21 protein-coding genes and 2 pseudogenes are annotated in these 22,538 nt (G+C 37.2%); 18 read left to right on the forward strand and 5 right to left on the reverse strand.

The window, feature by feature from the left end; translation table 11 throughout:
* The 3 genes and pseudogenes from ACQKMH_RS19085 to ACQKMH_RS19095 all read right to left on the reverse strand — a co-directional run.
* Positions 1–212 (reverse strand): annotated as a pseudogene (locus tag ACQKMH_RS19085) (NAD(P)/FAD-dependent oxidoreductase); the annotation flags it as partial.
* 39 nt (positions 213–251) lie between these two features.
* Entirely contained in the window at positions 252–689 is a 438-nt protein-coding gene (locus ACQKMH_RS19090) for a DUF1641 domain-containing protein (RefSeq protein ID WP_427589012.1), read from the reverse strand.
* Between the two features lie 187 nt (positions 690–876).
* Positions 877–1,038 carry a hypothetical protein gene (locus ACQKMH_RS19095; protein WP_427589013.1) on the reverse strand — a complete coding sequence of 54 codons (162 nt, stop codon included), beginning with the start codon at positions 1,036–1,038 and terminating at the stop codon, positions 877–879.
* A gap of 1,086 nt (positions 1,039–2,124) precedes the next feature.
* On the opposite strand from ACQKMH_RS19095, the gene ACQKMH_RS19100 reads away from it, so the two are divergent.
* The 9 genes from ACQKMH_RS19100 to spoVK all read left to right on the forward strand — a co-directional run bounded on the left by ACQKMH_RS19100 (position 2,125) and on the right by spoVK (position 12,319).
* Positions 2,125–2,580 carry an SMI1/KNR4 family protein gene (locus ACQKMH_RS19100; protein WP_427589014.1) on the forward strand — a complete coding sequence of 152 codons (456 nt, stop codon included), beginning with the start codon at positions 2,125–2,127 and terminating at the stop codon, positions 2,578–2,580.
* A gap of 140 nt (positions 2,581–2,720) precedes the next feature.
* Positions 2,721–3,428 carry a response regulator transcription factor gene (locus ACQKMH_RS19105; RefSeq protein WP_427589015.1) on the forward strand — a complete coding sequence of 236 codons (708 nt, stop codon included), beginning with the start codon at positions 2,721–2,723 and terminating at the stop codon, positions 3,426–3,428.
* Entirely contained in the window at positions 3,425–4,486 is a 1,062-nt protein-coding gene (locus ACQKMH_RS19110) for a sensor histidine kinase (protein ID WP_427589016.1), read from the forward strand. Before ACQKMH_RS19105 ends, ACQKMH_RS19110 begins: the two co-directional genes overlap by 4 nt.
* A gap of 98 nt (positions 4,487–4,584) precedes the next feature.
* On the forward strand, positions 4,585–5,361 hold the full coding sequence (locus ACQKMH_RS19115; RefSeq protein WP_427589017.1) for an ABC transporter ATP-binding protein: 777 nt from the start codon (positions 4,585–4,587) through the stop codon (positions 5,359–5,361).
* Positions 5,339–7,279, forward strand: coding sequence for an FtsX-like permease family protein (locus ACQKMH_RS19120; protein WP_427589018.1), 1,941 nt, complete (start codon positions 5,339–5,341; stop codon positions 7,277–7,279). The genes ACQKMH_RS19115 and ACQKMH_RS19120 overlap by 23 nt, the downstream gene beginning before the upstream one ends.
* Positions 7,280–7,857: 578 nt before the next feature.
* Positions 7,858–9,180 carry a sensor histidine kinase gene (locus tag ACQKMH_RS19125; RefSeq protein WP_427589019.1) on the forward strand — a complete coding sequence of 441 codons (1,323 nt, stop codon included), beginning with the start codon at positions 7,858–7,860 and terminating at the stop codon, positions 9,178–9,180.
* Between the two features lie 625 nt (positions 9,181–9,805).
* Positions 9,806–10,726, forward strand: a complete 921-nt coding sequence (gene miaA, locus ACQKMH_RS19130) for a tRNA (adenosine(37)-N6)-dimethylallyltransferase MiaA (protein ID WP_427589356.1) — start codon at positions 9,806–9,808, stop codon at positions 10,724–10,726.
* Positions 10,727–10,729: 3 nt separating this feature from the next.
* A complete protein-coding gene (gene hfq, locus ACQKMH_RS19135; RefSeq protein ID WP_034313436.1) occupies positions 10,730–10,963 on the forward strand; it encodes an RNA chaperone Hfq in 234 nt (77 codons plus the stop codon).
* A gap of 399 nt (positions 10,964–11,362) precedes the next feature.
* On the forward strand, positions 11,363–12,319 hold the full coding sequence (gene spoVK, locus ACQKMH_RS19140) for a stage V sporulation protein K (protein ID WP_427589020.1): 957 nt from the start codon (positions 11,363–11,365) through the stop codon (positions 12,317–12,319).
* A gap of 37 nt (positions 12,320–12,356) precedes the next feature.
* On the opposite strand, the gene ACQKMH_RS19145 is transcribed toward spoVK, so the two are convergent.
* Positions 12,357–12,965 (reverse strand): trimeric intracellular cation channel family protein, encoded by a 609-nt coding sequence (locus tag ACQKMH_RS19145; RefSeq protein ID WP_427589021.1) that lies wholly within the window; start codon positions 12,963–12,965, stop codon positions 12,357–12,359.
* Between the two features lie 167 nt (positions 12,966–13,132).
* On the opposite strand from ACQKMH_RS19145, the gene hflX reads away from it, so the two are divergent.
* The 9 genes and pseudogenes from hflX to ACQKMH_RS19190 form a co-directional block, all read left to right on the forward strand.
* Positions 13,133–14,386, forward strand: coding sequence for a GTPase HflX (gene hflX / locus ACQKMH_RS19150; RefSeq protein WP_427589022.1), 1,254 nt, complete (start codon positions 13,133–13,135; stop codon positions 14,384–14,386).
* 13 nt (positions 14,387–14,399) lie between these two features.
* Complete coding sequence (locus ACQKMH_RS19155; protein ID WP_427589023.1) at positions 14,400–15,668, forward strand: aminotransferase class I/II-fold pyridoxal phosphate-dependent enzyme; 1,269 nt, start codon at positions 14,400–14,402, stop codon at positions 15,666–15,668.
* 195 nt (positions 15,669–15,863) lie between these two features.
* Positions 15,864–16,268, forward strand: a complete 405-nt coding sequence (locus tag ACQKMH_RS19160) for a MerR family transcriptional regulator (RefSeq protein WP_230159528.1) — start codon at positions 15,864–15,866, stop codon at positions 16,266–16,268.
* A gap of 39 nt (positions 16,269–16,307) precedes the next feature.
* Positions 16,308–17,642 (forward strand): type I glutamate--ammonia ligase, encoded by a 1,335-nt coding sequence (gene glnA / locus ACQKMH_RS19165; protein ID WP_427589024.1) that lies wholly within the window; start codon positions 16,308–16,310, stop codon positions 17,640–17,642.
* Between the two features lie 117 nt (positions 17,643–17,759).
* Positions 17,760–17,858, forward strand: coding sequence for a holin (locus ACQKMH_RS19170; protein ID WP_427589025.1), 99 nt, complete (start codon positions 17,760–17,762; stop codon positions 17,856–17,858).
* A 47-nt stretch (positions 17,859–17,905) separates the two neighbouring features.
* Positions 17,906–18,847 carry a GH25 family lysozyme gene (locus ACQKMH_RS19175; RefSeq protein WP_427589026.1) on the forward strand — a complete coding sequence of 314 codons (942 nt, stop codon included), beginning with the start codon at positions 17,906–17,908 and terminating at the stop codon, positions 18,845–18,847.
* A 214-nt stretch (positions 18,848–19,061) separates the two neighbouring features.
* The gene (locus ACQKMH_RS19180) at positions 19,062–19,520 is read left to right on the forward strand and encodes a hypothetical protein (RefSeq protein ID WP_427589027.1); all 459 of its coding nucleotides are present in this window, start codon (positions 19,062–19,064) and stop codon (positions 19,518–19,520) included.
* 62 nt (positions 19,521–19,582) lie between these two features.
* On the forward strand, positions 19,583–20,506 hold the full coding sequence (locus tag ACQKMH_RS19185; protein WP_427589028.1) for a hypothetical protein: 924 nt from the start codon (positions 19,583–19,585) through the stop codon (positions 20,504–20,506).
* Between the two features lie 25 nt (positions 20,507–20,531).
* Positions 20,532–20,783 (forward strand): annotated as a pseudogene (locus ACQKMH_RS19190) (VOC family protein); the annotation flags it as partial.
* Between the two features lie 794 nt (positions 20,784–21,577).
* Here the strand turns inward: ACQKMH_RS19190 and ACQKMH_RS19195 are convergent.
* Complete coding sequence (locus tag ACQKMH_RS19195; protein ID WP_427589029.1) at positions 21,578–22,399, reverse strand: STAS domain-containing protein; 822 nt, start codon at positions 22,397–22,399, stop codon at positions 21,578–21,580.
* Between the last annotated feature and the right edge of the window lie 139 nt (positions 22,400–22,538).

The following is a 22,538-nucleotide window of genomic DNA, read 5'->3' on the forward strand; positions in this document are numbered from 1 at the left end:
TTTCCTTTGAAAAGTTTTTCCAAAGGAATGGAAATGGCTTGCTCAGAAATGGATCCGCCTGCAAGACGATGCAATTCGGTGATGATTTGGTGTGTCGGAAATTGATTCACCACTGTAACCTGCACTTCATCCTTATTGTAATATTCACGTACGGATAACGCAGATAGTAAACCAGCGTATCCTGCACCTAAGATGACGATTTGTTTTGACATAGTTAATCCCCCGTCCTTACTGATTGAATGTTCATGAATTTATTTTTGGTTTTTATGTTCTGAAGAGATTTCAAGGAAAGCTTGGGCGAAACGGAAAAGTTTTTGTGCTTGTGGGTCTTTCATCATTTTTAACAGACCAAATAGACCAATTACATCTTGATTCGCTTCAGCACGATCTTTAGCTTCGATGGCAGTAGCCGCAAGCCCTTTCACTGAATCGACTACAGGTGTCGCGATTTCTGAAATCGCGCTGACTGTATCATTTTTCAGTACATCATCCGTCGCTACCGATTGAGCAAAATCATAAGACTTTGTTAAAATATTCACTAACTCAGTCAGCTTTGGTAATTGCTCAACTAAAGTGTTCAAGGATTCCTGTACCTCAGGATTTAAAAGCTGATCAAGAATATCCAATTGTCCTTGGTTTGCTGAATTATTAAGTGTTTCGTGTTCAGGTTTTGAGACTACTTCTACCATATCTAATTCCCCTTTAAACTTCATTTATTTTGGTTTATATGTTTTCCGCCGATACTACTAATCATACGACTCTAATCTCTTAATTTCAAATATATTTTTAGTGATATGAATATAATTTTATAGTTATAATTATGAGTTAGTAGGTGGGTTAAGTGATTTATCTTAATATTTCAAAAAAATATTAAGATTATTCTGTATGTAATATCTTTAATAGAGAGTTACTTTCAGATGTTACTTCCAGCATATATAGCAAACTGAAGACAAACTCGATGATGATTGATAGTAAAACTTGAACGTTGCGTTGGACGCCAAGCACTCGCTTTCTGCGGGCGATCCGCCCTCGGTGCATTCGCGCCTGCGGTGTCTCCCTTGGACGCGTATTCCCGCAGGAGTCTCGTACCTTCCGTTCCAATCAACTTTGTTTTTGGAGTTTGATAGAAACTCCTTTTATTTATAAACAGTTATAATTTCACCTATTTGTTTGTTTTGCTATAATGTCCATAATCTTTCATGGCTTGCACTTGTTCCAAGAATATTTCATCTGATTTAGGGTAAATAATATTATCGGAAATGGAGATGATGCCTTTGGTAGAAAGAAGAATGTTAAAGGTCCGTGGAGAAATGATAGAAGTATCCTCCAGGTATTGTACGAAATATAGTAAATGGAATTGTACTGCTAAACTTCCTAATAGTTCTATAATAGCTTATTGTCGGGATAAGAATAAGCTTCGTGCTGAGACAGTTTCTATGAGTAGGCTATTAATCACTTATGATGACTATAAAATTGGTTGAAAGTTTAATAAAAAAAGGCACACAAACCTGAAAATGGTTAGGTGCCTTTTTTATTGATTATTTCTGTAAGTTTAATTATTCACTTTCAAATGGGATGTACGATTATTAAATCGGATGAAACGCCCTTATTTATTGTATTCAGGAAGATGTATCAATGTATCGTCAGCATAGAAATAAATAGTATGCAGAACAGGTATTTGAAGAATGCGCATGCGATACAATGGCAATATGTCCATGCCCGCACATTATGTCCACTGCCTATAATTTTTCTGCAATCAACACATTCTTTTAATGAAGAAAAAATGTCTTTTTAGCAGCGCTAATTTCTTAATAGAAATAAGAATGAAACAGATTGCTCAAAAAAAATATCAGAAAATACTGAAATAAATAGTAAAATTATGTTAATATATTTAAAAAAGTGTAATTTTTCTATTCCTTATGAATATTTTATGTTCTAAGGATCTGCATGGAGAACAGGTCTTTTAGAATACCAGAGTTGTAATCAGAAAGTGAAGTTCCAATAGGCTGAGAATAATCAGTAAATCCTTGGCCGATTTATAAACCGCAATAACAAGTGAATAGGGTCATTATCTAGTGGTGATTTTTAGTAGGTTGCTACAATAAATGAAATGGAGTTGGTAGAATGGTGAATATTACTGGATACGGCAAAGCCGCACAAGAGGCAGTGAATGATTTTCAGGGATTTGTAGGTTTTGAAATCCCTGCAGATTATAAACAATTTCTCCTAAAGTATAATGGCGGCGCACCTGCAGTGCAAAATAGTAAGTTTTATGTAGATGCATTAGACACTCTCGTTTGCTTAAATGTACTTTATGGATTAGATCTTGAGGAAAAAGAGTTGGATTTACAAAAATGGCATGAAGAATACAGAGAAGGCTTACATAAGAATTGTATTATCATAGGGAATGATACGTGTGCAGGTAAAATCTTGTTAATAAATAACGAAGAGGAAAAGGGAGTTTACTTCTGGGATCAGGGGTGGTATTCGGATCCTTCAAGCCAGGAAGAAAATATTTATAAAGTTGCAGCGAGTTTTAAATCATTCATTGAGGGACTGAAAATCCCGGATGAAATTTAATTTAATGTGAATCTCCTTGATTGGTTCCTGCCATTCAAGGTTTTTTATTTATGTATTTATGAGCAATAAATGGGGTGTTATTGCATGTGTAGAACTGAAAGTGCAAAAGGGGACCGCGTCATTTTATAGAGGAGGAAAAGATGTATAAAATCTTATTGGTTGAAGACGATGTAAAAATAGCTGGAATCTTGGTTAATTATTTAAAAAGGTATGGGTATGAGGTTTTTGAAGTTAAGCAAATGGAAAAAGTCTTTGCAGAGTTCCAAGAGATAAGGCCGGATTTGGTTTTATTGGATATCAATCTACCCTATTATGATGGTTTCCATTGGTGCCGACTGATGAGGACGGTTTCAAAGGTTCCCATCATTTTTATTTCTGCAAGGACAGATGAAATGAACCAGGTCATGGCCATTGAATATGGGGGTGATGATTATATAACGAAACCGTTTCATTTGGAAGTCGTACTTGCAAAAATAAAGAGTGCCCTTCGCAGGGTTTATGGCGAATATGCCGAAACATCCTCATTCCATCATCGTGTAAAGGAAATGGATGGATTAACACTATATTTGGAGAAAGCGATGATTGAATATCAACACAAGCAGGTACTGTTATCCCAAAATGAGTTGAAATTATTGAATTGTTTACTAAAACAGTATGACACCATTGTCTCGCGAGAAGATTTACTTGAAGCGCTATGGAATGATGACTCATTTGTTGATGATAACACTTTGACTGTCAATGTCACTAGAGTACGGAGGAAACTAGAGGATATTGGAATCAAGTCCGCCATAACAACAAGCAGGGGAAAAGGATATCGGCTTAAAATCATGCAAGGTGAAGAAAAGTGAAGTTCAAATCCTACATAAAAGACCGTCTCTATTTTATATTTTATACCGTTCTATTAGGAAGTTTGCTCATCATTACTTATGCGTTTTCCGTTCTGGAAGCGGGGAATCACATATCGATTTCTAATATTATCTATCTATTTACCCTCGCAATGTTTATGATGTTACTATTTTTAGCGATTGATTACATAAGGCATTATCGTTTTCTTAATCAGTTAGGAAGGATGAAGCAAGAAGCAGCCTTGACGTTTGAATATGTCGAAGCCTTTATGAATCCCATGACAAATGAACATAAGTTGTGGATTGAGCTTTTTCAACAAATGAACCGGGCTACAATCGAGCAATTACAAGAACAAATCAAACAGAAGGAACAATATGAGCTATTGATTCACCAATGGGTTCATCAAATGAAGACACCTGTTTCGGTTATTTCTTTACTGATTCAAGAAGGAAAAAGGACATTTTCTGATGAAACGATGAAAGATTATCTTAACGAGATTGAGGATGAAAATGATCGTTTTCGCAGAGGGCTGGAAATTATATTACACGGTGCAAGGCTGCAGCGTTTTTCGGAGGATGTAAAATCAGAGCGGATTGACTTAATTAATTTAGTCAAGCAAGTGATCAACGAGGAAAAGAAACAATTCATTCAACGTTTCATTTATCCCAAGCTTGAAACAGAGCATGAAAACGTTTATGTGCATTCGGATCGTAAGTGGCTCCACTTTGCGATAAGCCAGGTTGCTTATAATGCACTGAAGTATTCAAGGCAAGGAGCGCATGACAGCATTACGTTTCGCATCGTTGAAAAAGAGTCTGAGATTTATCTTAGTATCATGGATCAGGGCATTGGAATTGTCCCGCATGACATAAAACGAGTGTTTGATTCATTTTTTACAGGAGAGAACGGACGAAACCAACAAGAGTCAACTGGTATGGGGCTTTATTTAGTGAAGGAGATCGTTAACAAATTTGGACATGAAGTTACCATTCAATCGACTGTATCCGTAGGGACCACAGTGGAATTTCTTTTTAAAACGAATACCTTACATGAAAGGTGACAGAATTGTAAGGCTGTTTTGCCGTTATGTAATAAACTTCGATGGGGGCCTCCGGCTTTATTTTTTATACTTACAATAAGAAAGGGAGGTATTCTAGTATGTCGATTTTAAAAGCAGAGCAATTATCCAAAACTTATTTTCAAAAGCAGGGGAATTTATTTCATAAAGCATTAGATAATTTCTCCATGAATGTTCAAAAAGGGGAGTTTGTCGGGGTGATGGGTCCTTCAGGAAGCGGGAAAACAACTTTGCTTAACTTAATGGCCACGATTGATAGGCCGACAACAGGGAAAGTGACTCTAAATGATCAAAATCCTAATGAATTAAACAATCATGATCTGTCTTTGTTTCGAAGGAGGGAGATTGGATTTGTTTTTCAAGACTTTAATCTCCTTGATACACTTACCGTTCGGGAAAATATCCTTCTTCCTTTAGCTTTAGACCATTATAAACAGCATGAAATGGAAGATAGGGTAAATCAGTTGGCACACTTACTTGGTATAGAAGGGATTTTAGAAAAACGGACTTTTGAAATTTCCGGAGGTCAGCAGCAGCGAACATCTTGTGCAAGAGCGATGATTCATGAACCATCCATTATTCTGGCTGATGAACCGACAGGTAATTTGGATTCCAAATCCGCCAAGCAGGTAATGGATAGCTTCACGACGCTTCAGGAGAAAAAGGGGGCATCCATCCTCATGGTCACCCATGATCCAACTGCCGCCAGTTTTTGTGACAGGATACTATTCATTAAGGACGGAAAGTTTTTTTCAGAGGTTCACAATGGTGGGGAAAGACAGTCCTTCCATCGTCGAATTTTAGATACGTTGAGCGTTTTGGGGGGAGTCTACCATGAACATTCGACTTCTCGCTAAGCGTAATATCCAAGGAAATACCCAACGTTATCTTGCTTATTTTTTCAGTATGGTCCTTTCTGTTTCAATCTTTTATATATATGCATCCTTTATCTTTCATCCAGATGTGGTCACTACGAATATCCCTGGAGGGCAGCTTGTTCGCAGGGGGCTTATAGCAGCTGAAATTGTCATCATCGTTTTTTCTGTTTTCTTTATCGCTTATTCTAATGCTGCATTCTTACAGCCGCGTAAAAAAGAATTTGGATTGCTCACATTATTCGGGATGTCCCAAGCCCAACTTAGAAAACTGATTTACTGGGAGCAAACGATGGTATCCCTCCTATCGATCATGATCGGGGTTGGATTGGGGTTATTGTTTTCAAAGTTATTCTTAATGGTAGTTTCTTGGTTATTAGAGGTGGAGACACCATTATCATTTGTATTTGTTCCTAAAGCTTTTGTGTATACGATTGTTGGTTTCATTTTATTGTTTCAGGTACTATCGCTTCTTTCATTGTTTCAAATCGGAAATGCAAAGGTAGTCGATTTGTTAAAAGATAAACAAAAACCTAAAAAGTCACCGATTGTATCAAAGTGGTTAATTGCACTATCAGTAGTATGCTTGGGCATTTCTTATTATTTGGCGGTTACGATGAAAATGAACAATGCATATATTCGGGTATTGCCCATTTTGGTTTTCATCCTGATCGGCACTTATTTTTTATTCAGCCAAAGTATTGTCGCTCTTTGCAGGAGGCTTCATCTGAAGAAGAAGAGCTTATATAATGGAACGAATTTAATTACTCAAACAAACTTAATATTTAATATCAAGGATTATTCCAGGTTATTCTTTTTAACCTCGATCATTACAGCTGTCATTTTGACAGCTGGAGGAACACTTTTCATGTTCACAGCAGATCTCAAGAAGCAAGGGGTGGATAACATCCCGCAATCAATTGGCTGGGTTGAAAATGATGCTTCTGTTTATTCCGTCATTGAACCAACTATGGTGGAGAGATCCTTAAAAGAAGATGGATTCAAGATCCTTTACAAAGTCAATATGACAGGCGTGCCCATTACACATATGATTCCCAATATGAAAACGGGAGAACCTATTGAAGATAGGTCATTATTAATCTCGGAAAGTGATTTTAACAAAGTAGCGGCATTGAGAAAGCTAGATCCAATCAAGTTATCGGGAAAAGAAGCGGTATATATTTTTCCTTATGCAGGAATGGATTATGAATTCATACAAAAGGGGGAAGAAAAGGAACTTCACCATGGCAAACAAATCGTACGAGTAACGATGGCAGATCAGCGAAATCAAACGATAATTGCTCCCATCAAATCAGCTACGACCCTAATGGTGGTTGATGATCAATTATTTAATGAAATCACGGCTGATGTGCCACTAAAAGAAATGATAAGAGCCCGCGGGTACGAAGTGAAAGATTGGGAAAAGGCAATAGAAACATCCAGGGAAATCGAAAAAATGTCGAACAACCCTGACCACAATCAATTGCAAACAAGAGCGCCTATTTATCAAAAGATGAAACAGGGAAGCATGTTGATCCTATTTATCGGCTTGTTTGTCAGTTTATTATTTTTTATAGTCCAAGGCAGCATGATGTATCTGCGTGTGTTTACGAACTTAGAAGATAAAAGAATTCAAATACATGCACTTCATCGATTGGGCCTAACAAAAAAAGAAATTCGGCAAATCTTAAGTGCGGAAATACGCATCCTCTTTTTTGCGCCTTTTGTGATAGGGATGATTCATGCAATATTTGCCTACATGGCATTAAGCAATTTATTGGGCTCCAATTTGTTTGGCTATTCGTCTATAGTCATCGCTACGTATTTTCTTCTTCAATTACTATATTATCAAATAACTAAAAGAATGTATGAGCGGGCTGTCATTAATACGATGAACTAAAAGCTATGATTAAATGGAATCGGGGGATATTGCTCCGATTCCATTTTCTATTTCAGCTCTTTTAAACTTGTGGAAAAACTTTAGGTCATTTCATTGACGTTTCCAGGAATAGTGAATTAGTCAATACGTACTATTGTAAGAGGATGCACCTGTTATTTATGTTGGACTGGATGCTATCACAATTAAAATAAATGAAATTTGGCCTGTTTCGACAGTTAACACTTAAAAAACTTGTAATATTTTCATATAAAGGGTAAAATTATTTGTTTCAAGAAACAATAATGAAACATCGGACCCTTTCTTTTTCCGTTTTCATTTATATTAAAATGATACATATATGGAAATAAAACACCAAATTGGAAATCATTGATCGTTGATATTAGTGTACATGATAAATTTAAAGTTAAAAGGTAAAAAAAGAACTGGGTAAGCTGTTAATTACTTGCTTAATTGTAGTCTTATATGCCTGTAATTATAAAGATTATTTGATTTTTCTCTACTTCTTTGCTCCTTTCTATAGTAAACTCACAATAGGTTCGTTAACTTTTAGCTGCTAGAGATGAGGTAAGTTTAATCCTATGAAAAATAAAAAGTTAAGGGCATTTCTTTATTTGACCATTCTTTTATTAATTGTTTTCATTCTCCTAAATATGTTTTCTACTTATTTAAGCATTAAAAATTCTGTTCAAAAATCCGTTGCAAATCAAAACTTGGTAGCTGCTAGGTCTATTGCCGACTCAATGGATATAGAGGCCTATCAACGATTTCTTAATAACCAAGTAAAGAGCCGGGAATATGAGGATATTAAAGCTTACTTAGAAGATGCCCGTGAAAAAATCGGAGCTTTGTATGTTTATACTATTAAGGTAGATAATCCGGTAGTATCCAAGGCTATGATTACTGGCTTTTCTAAGGATCATAAAGGGGATTTTCCCATTGGTGGGGTATGTACTGTACCAGCCAAGCAGGTGAAACAGGCCTATGAAGGCAAAAGCTTTATTACTGGGATTCTAGAGGATCCCGAATATGGGGATTATTTGACTGTCGGAGTGCCAATGAAAGATCAAAGTGGTAAGATTATTGGTTTTTTAGGTATTGATGTTAGTGCTGAGGATATCAATTCCATTAATGAAAAAGTATTGAAAAGCAGTATTGCCATCCTTGTTTATAACGGGGGATTTGTTATTATGCTGCTGGTAACCTTTTTTGTCATTCAAAAATGGTATCAAAAAGAACTGACACGTGAAGTGGGGGATACGGAGGATACATATCAATCGGAATTTCAATCGCTTATTGCTTCGGTCCATTCATTAAGGCATGATTTTTCCAATCATATTCAGGTGATACACGGCCTTCTCAAATTAGAAGAAAACGCTAAAGCGCTCGATTATTTAACCGGTCTCTCAAAAGAAGTGCATTCGATTGCATCGATGAAGTTGGATGTAATCCATCCAGGTCTATCAGTCCTGTTAGAGACTAAAAGGCTCTCCGCGCAGAATTATAACATCGATATTGAGCTTGATATTTCATCTAACTCGTTCAACAGGGTCAAAACAATCGATTTGATAAAATTGTTATCAAATGTCATAGATAATGCAATTGAGGCAACGATTGAATTGCCAGAGCAAGAACGCCGAATGAAAATTGCCTGTATAGCGGATGAGGAAAAGTATACGTTTATGGTCACGAACACCGGTCAAATGATTTCCGCCTTAGACCAGGAGAATATATTCGCTAGCGGATTTTCAACCAAAAAGGCACAAAAGGGCAAGGTTCGTGGGCAAGGCTTGTTTATCGTTAAAGACTTAGTGGACAGGTACGATGGAGAGATTCGAGTACAGTCTAATGAGAAGCAGACTTCCATTACGATGATTATACCTGTAAATGAAAAAATGGGCTGATTCATTTTCAAAGGGAAGCACAATAAAAAAGTCCGTAAAAAGGGCGCTAAAAACCTAAAAGGAATGATTCCTAATAATATAGAAGGAATCATTCTTTTTTATGACCATAGTTATTGAAGTATCGTGATCACATCTATCTTACAGAAAATTCATTCCTCATATAATCAGTCTCCTGTCCCAAAAAGTACGCATACTTAGTAAAGCCCTGTTTATGGAAATGAAACCTTTTTAATGAAGAGTTAATAGGAATTCTATATTCATTTATGGAGAAACCCGAAGGTGAAGTTTTTGTTGGAATGCAGCGGGGGCCTCAATTGCAGTTTCGGAATACTGCACTCTAACAAACTCAGACAATAAAACATAAACTATATGCCAAGACAACCGTTTTTGCAGGTTAATAATGAATGTAAATAAAGTGACTTTAAGACCAGCTTACCTTCATGTTTTTCCGTAAAAAGGAGTGAATAAAAGAATGGAAAATGGACATAATGGGAAGATGTTTAGCTGCTTTCATCGAGATTATGATAAGATAGGAAAAAAAATCATATAAGGCAGTGAGAGTGTGAAACAACAAAAAGGAAAACTTCTCGTCATCATTGGACCGACTGCTGTTGGCAAGACAAAAATGAGCATCGAGATGGCTAAGTTATTTAATGGTGAAATTATCAGTGGAGATTCGATGCAGGTATATAAAGGAATGGATATTGGGACTGCAAAAATCAAGAAGGAAGAAACAGAAGGAATTCCGCACTTTTTACTGGACATTAAGGATCCGGATGAACCATTTAGTGCAGCTGAGTTCCAGGAGCGCGCTAATGCTTGTATCGAGGACATCCAAAGCAGAGGTAAACTCCCTATTATCGTCGGTGGAACAGGATTATACATACAATCGGTCATTTATGATTATCAATTTTCGGAAGCTCCATCAGACCCGGTTTATAGGGATGGACTGGAAAAACAGGTAAGGGAGTTCGGAATCAATCCTGTTTTTGAGCAATTGCGAAAGGTCGACCCTGAAAGTGCAAATCGGATTCATCCTAATAATGTAAGACGGGTAATCAGGGCACTTGAGATTTTCCATTGTACAGGTAGTACGATGAGTGAGCAGCTGAATGATCAGCCAACAGAATTGAAATACGATACGTGCATCATTGGCTTGACCATGGAACGTGAAAAATTATATCAACGTATCGATCAACGTGTTGATGGGATGGTAGAAGAAGGACTGATTTCTGAGGTGAAGTCATTTTATGAACAAGGATTGAGGGATTGCCAATCAATCCAGGCTATAGGCTATAAAGAAATCTATGATTATTTTGAAGGAAGAGCTTCATTGGATGAAGCAGTGGAAACTTTAAAGCAAAACTCACGTCGATACGCCAAAAGGCAATTAACTTGGTTTCGGAACAAAATGGATGTGATTTGGTTTAATATGACCGATCTCGAAGGCTTTCCAAAAAAAATACATGAAATATCTGGATTTATTGCAGGAAAGCTTTTCAATGAAGGCGAATACATAAAATTAGAGAGAAAAGAGGAGGACTAATACATGAAACAATCAGTAAATATTCAAGATCAATTTCTTAATCAGTTACGAAAAGATGGTACGTATGTGACGGTATTTTTATTAAATGGTTTCCAGATTAGAGGTCAAGTTAAAGGGTTCGATAATTTTACCGTTTTATTTGAATCAGAGGGCAAGCAACAGTTAGTTTATAAACATGCGATTTCTACATTCGCTCCACAACGTAATGTTCAAATTGATTACGAGGTGAAGGAATAATCATATATATGAATGTGAAAACAGGTTTCGCTTATAGCGGCCTGTTTTTTTGTTTGCTTTACTCGTTTCTTTTTCAAAGAATCGATAATTTTACGTATCTGTATTGAATATATATTAAGGGACGGATTATTTTCCGGGAAACCGCAGGAAATGACATCGCAGCAAATAAATTGCCGAATCGAAAGAGTACTTGTCGTAAATATTTTTCTGAGGGAAGTATTCTGTCAGAATAAGGCGCCTTTTGAAAGGGAATATGGCTAACTATAAGAAATTTTTGGAATACCAAAAAGTAATAGGAATTTTCCGATGGGTTAGTTATGGCTATGCTACATATGACTATACCATCATAAATCGAATGAAATTGTGGAGTTAGGGGTCCAAGATGGAGAGGTGAATGCATTGGAACAACCGATCCGTATGAAAAATAACGGGCAAATCAATATTGTGTTTAATGCGGAAAACAGAAAAGCGCTACAAAAGGATCTACCGATAAAAGAAATTTTGGTGCAAGAAATCCCCCACCAGCATGTAGCATTGAAGGAAATTGAAGATGAACTGAAATCGCTGGTAGGAATGGAAGAAATGAAACGGATGATTAAAGAGATATATGCCTGGATTTACATTAACAAGCAGCGTGAGGCAAAAGGGCTGAAGACCGGCCGTCAAGCACTGCATATGATGTTTAAAGGAAATCCTGGAACAGGGAAAACAACGGTTGCACGTTTAATCGGGAAGTTGTTTCAAAAAATGAATGTACTCTCAAAAGGGCATTTAATTGAAGCGGAGAGGGCAGATCTGGTCGGAGAATATATTGGTCATACTGCCCAAAAAACAAGGGATTTAATTAAAAAGGCCATTGGCGGGATTTTATTTATCGATGAAGCCTATTCTTTGGGAAGAGGCGGCGAAAAGGATTTTGGTAAAGAAGCCATAGATACCCTTGTTAAACATATGGAAGATCGCCAACATGAATTCATTTTAATTCTTGCTGGGTATTCGCGGGAAATGGATTATTTCCTTAGCCTTAATCCTGGCCTTCATTCCAGGTTCCCGCTTGTTGTAGACTTTCCGGATTATACGATCGATCAGTTAATGGAAATAGCTGATCTTATGCTCCAGGAAAGGGAATATTTAATGAATCGGGATGCTGAAAGGAAATTAAAAGAACACTTAATCGTATTACGTTCATTTCGAGGATCGATTTCATTCTCTAACGGCCGTTATATCCGCAATGTACTTGAAAAGTCGATCAGGGCGCAGGCGATGCGGCTTTTACTGGAGGATTCGTTTGAAAAAACCGATTTACTGACCCTTACCAGCCAAGATTTGATCTTTGAGGATGATGAGAAAGAATGACAAAGGAAAGCCCACCAAAATGGCGGGCTTTTCTAATTTATGTTTTCGGTACCCATTTTTTATTGGGAAGGTGCCAATTATAAGTGTAAGAAAGGACTCGTAGTATTGTGATGACGGCAAAGAGCATATAAAGCTGCCATGACTGGGATAAAACTCCGCTTCCTAAAGCTAGGCCTGCAATGATGGCCCACACTACGTAAATTTCTTTTCTGAAGACCAATGGCTTTCTTCCGGCGAGCACGTCACGGACTATTCCTCCGCCGCATCCAGTTAATGCAGCTGATACGATGATGGCGCTTATTGGATGATTAAGTTCTACGGCATACATCGCGCCTTGGATAGCAAAAGCTGAAAGGCCAATGGCATCACTGAAGTTTCCCCATCTGTCCCAATGTTTTGATAGGATTGTAGGAAAAACAAAAACGATGGTGATGGATATTATAGCAATGGTAAAATAAAAACTTTGATTCCATAACGTTGAAACGGGGACGCCTATCAGTAGATTCCGAATGGCTCCACCGCCAAATGCCGTTATGATTCCTAAAATATAAACTCCTAAAATATCATACTCTTCTTCCATGGCAATGATGGTCCCGCTAATGGCAAATGCTATCGTACCTATGAAACTTAATACTTCCCATGTCATATGAATGTTCCCTCTATGTCTTCTCAAATTTGATGTTAAAGTCAAACTTGATTTTAGCATGATTATGGACTTTTTAAAACGGGTAAAAGCTTAGTTTTCAGGAAAGTTTTATAAGTGCGAATTTTTTGTTATGATTAACTGAAATCTTCGAGAAGGTGGTGCATGATTTGGAAGAACGAATAAAGGAAAAAGCCGTGTTGATAGGATGTCAAACAACAGAAGCTAATGAACGGTTTGATTATTCACTTGATGAGTTGGCTTCGTTGGCGAAGACGGCGAATGCTGAGGTATTACTGACCATAACCCAGAAAAGGGAAACCATCGATCCAGCTACATATATAGGTAAAGGCAAAGTGGAGGAGCTTCGGAATCTGGAAGAGGAGCTGGAGCCGGATTTATTCATCTTTAATGACGAACTATCCCCGAGCCAGATTCGAAACCTTTCGAAACAATTGGAGGCAAGGATCATTGACCGGACACAGCTCATATTAGATATCTTTGCTCAGCGTGCGCGTTCCAGAGAAGGGAAGCTACAGGTCGAACTTGCTCAGCTCCAATACCTATTGCCGCGTTTAGTCGGACAGGGAACGGCCATGTCCAGGCTTGGGGGCGGAATCGGCACAAGGGGTCCAGGAGAAACGAAGCTTGAAAGCGACCGTCGACACATTCGTGGCAAGATTGATGAAATCAAGCAACAATTAAGTGGCATAGTAAAGCACCGAGAACGCTATCGCGATAGAAGGAAACGGAATAAGACCTTCCAAATTGCACTTGTAGGATATACCAATGCAGGTAAATCAACGCTGTTCAACCGTTTGACGGAGGCGGATTCGTTCGAAGAGAACCAGTTGTTCGCTACACTGGACCCCATGACACGAAAGGCCATTCTCCCCAGCGGCTTTACCGTGCTGTTGACGGATACGGTTGGCTTTATACAAGATTTGCCGACATCCTTAATCGCCGCGTTCCGCTCGACTCTGGAAGAAGTGAAAGAAGCGGATCTATTGCTCCATGTGGTCGATTCCTCAAGTACCGATTACTTTAATCATGAGAAAACGGTGCATGATTTGCTAAATGACTTAGAAGTCCCTTCCATTCCACAGCTAACGTTGTATAATAAGAAAGATAAGGTTCACACTGATTTTGTAAGGTCTTCCAATCATCCTTCTTTATTGATCAGTGCATATGAACCATCGGACCTGAATCATATCATGGAAGAAATTGAAAAGTACGTGATTGAAGAAATGGTCCCATATTATGTTTTCCTCCCTTCGAGTGAGGGTAAACTATTATCACAGCTAAAGAATGAAACCATATTGCGCACTCTCTCCTTTAATGAAGAAACGGAAAGATATGAATGCAAAGGTTTTTGTCTAGCTGATCATCCATTAACCGGGCAGCTAGAGAAATTTTCATTATAAAGGGGAATTTTTGATGTATCAGCAGTTAACAAATGGAGTAGTGTTAAAAAACATTGCCCAGGAAGTCGAAGCAATGATTTCTCCATTACATAAGCAAGTGGATGAACGAATTGAAGAAAATCAATTCCGGGTATTACAAAGTTATCAAGCACATAGAGTGAGTGATTCACATTTCATCCCTACGACAGGGTACGGATACGATGACACGGGACGCGATACGCTTGAATTGATATATGCAGATGTTTTTGGTGCAGAAGCTGGATTGGTACGCCCTCAAATCATTTCGGGCACACATGCCATTTCCACCGCTTTGTTCGGCATATTGCGCCCAGGTGATGAATTATTATACATAACTGGAAAACCGTATGATACGTTGGAAGAGATTGTCGGTATCCGGGGCTCGGGCATCGGATCTTTACGCGATTTTAATATAAGCTATAAGGCCGTGCCATTAGCAGAAGCTGGGACCGTTGATTTCAAAGCAGTCAAGCAAGCCATTCAACCAAATACCAAGATGATTGGTATACAGCGTTCAAAAGGGTATGCTACACGTCCTTCTTTCACGATTGATGAAATCAAGGAAATGATTTCCTTTGTGAAAGAAATAAATCCTGAAATTGTCGTCTTCGTCGACAACTGTTATGGAGAGTTTGTTGAAACGCAAGAGCCATGTCATGTCGGGGCGGATTTAATGGCAGGTTCATTGATTAAAAACCCAGGTGGCGGGATCGTGAAAACCGGTGGATACATTGTCGGTAAAAAAGATCTTGTCGAAGCTTGCTCTTATCGATTAACATCACCTGGAATAGGTGCAGAAGCGGGCGCTTCGCTTTATAGTTTGCAGGAAATGTACCAAGGTTTCTTTCTTGCGCCACATGTCGTAGGCCAAGCTGTTAAAGGAGCCATGTTCACAGCCGCATTTTTAGAGAAAATAGGTATGAATACATATCCTCGATGGGATGCGAAGCGCACTGATTTGATTCAATCCGTCCAATTTGATGACCGGGATAAAATGGTTGCCTTCTGTCAGGCCATTCAATATGCATCACCAATCAATTCCCATGTAACACCATATCCTGCCTATATGCCGGGTTATGAAGATGATGTTATCATGGCAGCGGGCACTTTTATACAGGGAGCAAGCATTGAGCTGACGGCAGATGGTCCGACAAGGGCTCCATATGTTGCATACGTTCAAGGCGGGTTGACATATGCCCATGTTAAAATGGCTGTATTGACCGCAGTGAATGCGCTAATGGATAAAAAACTGATTCAATTGTAATGGGAATTTGGCGGTATTGTAAAAGGAATCCAGATCAACTGGATTTCTCCAATAAACAATAGTCACAATATTTGTTGAGTTACAAATCATTCGACTTTTCCGAAAAAAAGACGTCATAAAATGTAACATCATATTGACAAGTTTAATAACATGATATAAGATTATATTAAGATAAACAAAAGGAGGATGCTAAGAATGAGCGGCAACAACATTCGGCGTTCGATGCCTCTTTTTTCCATCGGAATCGTCATGCAGCTAACTGAGTTGTCTGCACGCCAAATTCGGTATTACGAAGAGCATCAACTTATTACTCCTATGAGAACAGATGGAAATCGTCGGGTTTTTTCTTTAAACGATATTGATCGACTACTTGAGATTAAAGACTTAATCGAACAAGGAGTCAATCTGGCCGGCATAAAAAAAATTTTCACTGTAAAGGAACAAAATTTACCTAAGACTCAAGATTTAGAACAAGCGGAAAAAATAAGGCGTGACCTAAGTGACGAGGAGCTTCGTAAGCTTCTGCGCGCTGAGCTTTTACAAGGCGGTAAGCATCGAACATCTCTACGACAAGGGGATATGTCTCGTTTTTTCCAATAAAAAATATGATTTTTTAAAGAATATTAGGGGGAATAGAAATTGACAAAGTTCACACGTGAAGACATCACTCGCTTAGCGAAAGAAGAAAATGTTAAGTACATTCGTTTACAGTTTACTGATATTTTAGGGACGATTAAAAACGTTGAGATCCCAGTCAGTCAATTGGAAAAAGCACTTGATAATAAAATGATGTTCGACGGATCTTCCATTGAAGGTTTCGTACGTATCGAAGAGTCTGATATGTATCTATATCCAGATTTAAATACATGGGTCATCTTCCCTTGGACTTCCGAAAAAGGTAAAGTTGCACGTCTGATTTGTGACATTTACAATACGGATGGAACACCTTTTGATGGGGATCCCCGTGCTAACCTAAAACGTGTTCTTGCTGAAGCAAGAGAAATGGGCTTCACAGATTTCAATCTTGGACCTGAACCAGAATTTTTCCTATTCAAACTGGACGCAAACGGAGAGCCTACTCTAGAATTGAATGATAAAGGCGGATACTTTGACCTTGCGCCTACTGACTTGGGAGAAAACTGCCGTCGTGATATCGTTCTTGAGCTTGAAGAAATGGGATTTGAAATTGAAGCATCCCACCATGAAGTAGCTCCAGGACAACATGAAATTGACTTTAAATATGCCGATGCGATCTCAGCATGTGATAACATCCAAACATTTAAATTAGTTGTTAAAACGATTGCTCGTAAACATGGTTTACACGCAACATTCATGCCAAAACCATTGTTCGGTGTTAATGGATCTGGTATGCACTGTAACGTTTCTTTATTCAAAGGAAACGAAAACGCATTTTATGATAAACAAGGCAAATTGGAATTAAGTAAAACAGCTGAGCAATTTATCGCAGGGATCATTAAGCATGCTCCAAGCTTCACAGCGGTAACAAACCCAACTGTTAACTCATACAAACGTCTAGTGCCTGGTTACGAAGCTCCTTGTTATGTTGCTTGGTCTGCTAAAAACCGTAGCCCATTAATTCGTATCCCAGCTTCACGCGGAGTGAGTACTCGCGTAGAAGTACGTAGTGTTGATCCAGCAGCAAACCCATACTTGGCACTTGCTGTATTATTGAAAGCCGGTCTTGACGGTATCAAAAACGACCTGACTCCTCCAGCTCCAGTTGACCGCAACATCTATGTTATGAATAAAGAAGAGCGTGAAGAAGTAGGTATCGTTGACCTGCCAGCTACTTTATATGCTGCATTGGAAACATTAAAAGCTGATGAAGTCATCAAAGAAGCGCTAGGTGAACACTTGCTTGAACACTTCATCGAAGCAAAAGAAATCGAGTGGGATATGTTCCGCACGCAAGTTCACCCATGGGAACGCGAACAATATATGTCTATGTATTAATATCTCAAACCCTTGGCACCTTTGGTGTCAGGGGTTTTTTTATTTCGGGCATTCATTCATAAAATCTAATGAAGTTATCAACTGCCCGATAAATGCCCGAAAAAAACTCAAACTGATATGGATATTGTCTTAAGATTATGGGCCGGTGCCTTTGCAGGTCTTAGTGGTACTGGTCTTTATGAAGTATTCAATAATCGTATAGGAACTACAAAATAGGCTGCCCATCGGGTGGCTTTTCTTTTAAAAACGAAGAGGATATTATTATGATGACTATAAAAGGGATAGACGTTTCGCATTGGCAAGGTGTAATTAATTGGGATAAAGTCGCGAAAGATGGTGTGAAGTTTGTATTTATTAAAGCAACCGAAGGAACGAGTTATTCCAAGCTTTCCTATTTTAAAGATAATGCCCCTAAAGCTTTGGCAGCAGGGTTAAAAGTAGGGGCATATCACTATGCTAAGTTTGCGACTGTAGCAGAAGCAAAGGCTGAAGCTGCGTATTTCTTAGGTTCTATCCGTTCTATTGGTTTAAATTACCCTGCCGTTCTTGATCTTGAAGAAAATAAGAAATGTGCAAATAGAGAGATACTAACTGACGCTGCTATTGCATTTTTAGAAGCCATTGAAGATGTAGGACAAACAGCTATGCTGTATACAGGTAGAGCCTTTCTTGAAAATCATTTAGATGAATCAAGATTGAAAAAGTATGCTTTGTGGATCGCTCGATACAATAGCACTTTGGGACGCAGTGCAGATATTTGGCAACATTCTGATACAGGAAAAGTAAATGGTATTAGCACAAAGGTGGATTTAAATTTAGCCTATAGGGATTTCACGGACACAGTAAATCCTATTAGCCCACCTGAAAACCCCAATACATCAAAACCTACATCCACAACAACTTATACTGTGAAAGAAGGCGACACACTTAGCGTTATTGCAAAAAAATATAATACAACCGTAAAATCTCTTGTTAGTATTAACGGAATTAAAAACCCGGACAAAATTAAAATCGGTCTGAAACTAAAAGTCAATGGATCTGTTTCATCAACAAATAGCAATAAGATGTATCACACTGTTAAAAGTGGCGATATCGTATCGTCTTTAGTTAAAAAATATGAAAGCTCCACATCTCAAATCAAAACTTGGAATAGTCTAAAGGATATTAACAAAATATATGTTGGTCAAAAACTGCGTGTGAAATGAATATATAATAAATGCAAAAAGATTTTCGGTATATGACTCCTAGAAATATCACCACGATAAAAACCCTAATCTTAATATAGAGTACAGTATTAATCTTTTGAAATAAACAAATACTGTATTTTTTTGTAAAAATTTGTAATTTAATAGAAATATATGGTATCATCTTTTTGTGTCAAAATTTGGTTATTTGATATTGAAGGAGATGGAATATTTAATGTTGAAGAAATTATGTGTTGTAGGTACAATTTTTGCAGGTCTAACCATGGGGAATAGCGCTCTGGCAGCTGAAGTAGAAACGGAAACAACTATTACTAACATATCAGTTCTATCTGAAGTTAGCAGTGTAACTCCTGGTATTGCAACAGCTACAGCTGGTAAAAAGATCACATGTTCCTCCAAGATAAATGCAAAGAATCCAATTGTGGGATCTCCAACGGCAACTGCTACTTCAACAGCAAGTGCATCCGAGGACTCTATCAGTGCAAAAGTTAGGGTATATAACAGTATGGGAGGTTTACAAGGGTCAAAAGAAGATAAACAGTCTTACTCGAAGTATGCTGGTGCAACATATACTAGTAAATCTGGTTCAATTCCATCTAAAGCTTTTGGCAATCATAATTATATTAAGAAAGATTATAAGACTATCAGGCATGAAACTGTGGGTAAATTTTAAATAATAGAAGAAGTTAAGGCTGACATTAGTTAGCCTTAACTTCTTTTCTGGGAGCGGGTTATATGAAAAAACAACTTATGGTAATAACGGTCATTTTATTAATTGGGATTTCAGGTTGGTTATTATATGATAATAAATCAGCTGAAAAAACAAATGGAAATACAAAAGGAGTTCAACCAGGATTTGAGGAAAGTTCTAACACCATATCCTTCGGCCTATTAGATGAAAACGATAAAGTAGTAAATAACGGAAGTATACTAGAACCAAAAGAAAATAAGCTCGAGTATACCTTTTCTCTCTCTAATTTTATCGAAGTGGAAAGGGACTATGCATTAATTGTCCTTGATAACTTTAAACAAATTCCTTTTACAGTCCAAGGAAAGAAGTTCAATGTATATCCTTTTAATGCGAAGGCAAATAAAACCGTTGAATTCAAGACAAGTATTTCCGTTAAAAAAGATACAAGTGAAATAGATTATCTTGTTATTAAAAAACCTAATTATTTTACAGAGAAATTAGATATTCCAAAGATGCATTCATTACAAGAAATTTTACCTTTGCGCTTTCAGGTTAAGAACAACAGTCAGAAACAAAAAACAGCTACCTTTACTCCTGAAGAAATGTTTAACGAAGGACCAAACGATACCATATTTATAAGTAAACAAAAAGAGGAATTAACGATTCTTCCAACAGAAAGAAGTGGGGAAGATATTTATATATCAGTCGGAAATATTAATGAGGAAAAAGAAAACTACAATATTATTGCTTTAAGTAATTGGAAGCAAGTTCCTTTTGAAAATAATGAATTAGTAGGTAATGTATTAGTTAATCCAGGTGAAAGAAAAGTTTTTAAATTTAAGCTGCCATTTGTAAAAGCTGACTCGAATTTTCAAGTTATTGCTTTACCAAGACCCTATGAAGTTAGCGAAAAAGATTATGAGAGCACAAGAGCAGAGGGGTCAATGCGAGCAGTTATAAAACCCTAAATAGTATAATAATAGGACCGAACAGAAAGAATCTTTAAAATGGTTAGATTCTATTCAAGTTAAAGTCGTGCCATTTGGTAGTAGAAAATCTATTGAGCCATTTATTCGACCATATCAAGAAAATGCTTCCGTTTACTTTGAAGACCCTGATGGTAACAGTTTGGAAATGATGTGTTCTGTTGAAGTTCCTAATGCTTTAAAACATATTACTGATAAGCTGTCCTTTGAAGATTGGGAGGAATTAGCTAAAAGTAAATTAAAAAAAGAGAAGGCATAATTATTTATTTTTCTAATGAACTAACGGGTGCGTTAGCTGAAGAGCAGAGCTGTCTTTAAGGCAGCTTTTTTTTATGGAACTAAAGGGGCAGGTTTGTTACAATCGTAGGTTGTTCGTACTGTGTAGCTACATCGAATAACAATACTTTTAATTATTAGTATGTTATAGTTAATTAGAATTAAAATTAGAATTATATGGGGCACCTCCAGACTTCTTTTAGTCATCTTCCCTCTGTAATAGAAGGGAGACTAAGACGATATGTCCTTAGACCACATTAAAACAATGTTAGAAACCTTAAAACAGTATAATAACTGTGATATAACATTAACTTTCAAAAACAAAAATAGTATACCGTTATTGTCTGTATGCTATGACCATAAATGTTATGAACTTACACATTTGGATACACAAATTATCGAAACCTGTGAAGATATAGAATCTACTATCTCATCTATTGATAAAGTTATGCAAGATAGTTCTAAAAAAACCTCTAATTAATAGAGGTTTTTTTGTTTCACAGTTTGTTTTGTCAGCTCTCTTCTTCAACTAACGGGTGCGGTAACTGAAAATTGGAGCTGTTTTAGGGCAGCTGCTCTTTAATTACGCTACTAACCAGGCATTTTTTAGTTGAAGATGAAAATGAATTGATTGGTGTTGAAATATTAAATACCCTCACTATAGTTTTATACCAAGATTTAACTGGGGGCAGGAACAAATATTTAGACAGTTGGTTAGGATATATTGAATTAAAAAAAAGAGTCCGCAAAGCGACCCTCCTCGAAGATTCTCCGTGTTTAATTTAATAAGTATTTATTCAATGCTTGTTGTAAAGTTCCCAATGTTTGTGCTTTATCATTTAATCTTATTCCTACATTTATCATTTTTCTGACCACTTCAGCTCTTAACCCGGTAATCACAGTGGTACATCCCATTAATGAAGTGCCGTCAATAATCTTTATTAAATGATCAATTACTTCAACCTCCATTTCCATAATTCCAGATAAGTCCATAATCAATGTTTGAATACGTAGGTTCCCAATCTCTGTTAAAACTTTATCCTCGAGAATATTCGTTCGATAAAGATCAACCGCACCAATTAAAGGCAAAATACATATAGTGGGTGTTATTGGTATTATAGGTACTGAAAGATTTTCAACCAATTTTTTTTGAGCCATTATCAATGAATCTTTGTATTGAGAATAGGTGATAAAAAAAACATTTAAAAACCTGTCTACTTGATTATTTACTTGTTTTTCTACCAAAAAAAATTCTTCAGCTAAAACCTTATTTGTTACCTCGTTATATTCTTCTAGGAACTTCCACAAGGTTCTTCGAATGGCTTGCACCCACTCTAATTTGAAAGATAATGGTATTGCGTGTGTCGCCCAAGCTATACCTTCTTGTTTAGCAAATGCTTGAAGTTCTTGATCTTTACCCTCAATAATGTATTGAATCAGACTATGGGCATTATTTATCAGGTCAATATTACCAATCGTTAAAATTTCTTCGATTTTTTCTTTCACATTAGATGCTTCGTTTAATAATGAATCTTCAAAATCCTCTTTATGTCCTTGGATGAATTCCAGTAATGTATATATATCTAGTGACCCATTCATAATTTAATCCCCCTATTTTTTGTGTGCCAAAAATACTATTACCCTGTACTTATAATTACTAAACCCGTTTACTCTATAAGCTTCTATCTTAAAGGGAAAGATGCATTAGCTGAAGTTCGAAACTGTCTTAAGGCAGCTC

Origin of the sequence: Peribacillus sp. NPDC097895 (assembly GCF_050277555.1) — a bacterium.
GTDB lineage: Bacteria > Bacillota > Bacilli > Bacillales > DSM-1321 > Peribacillus.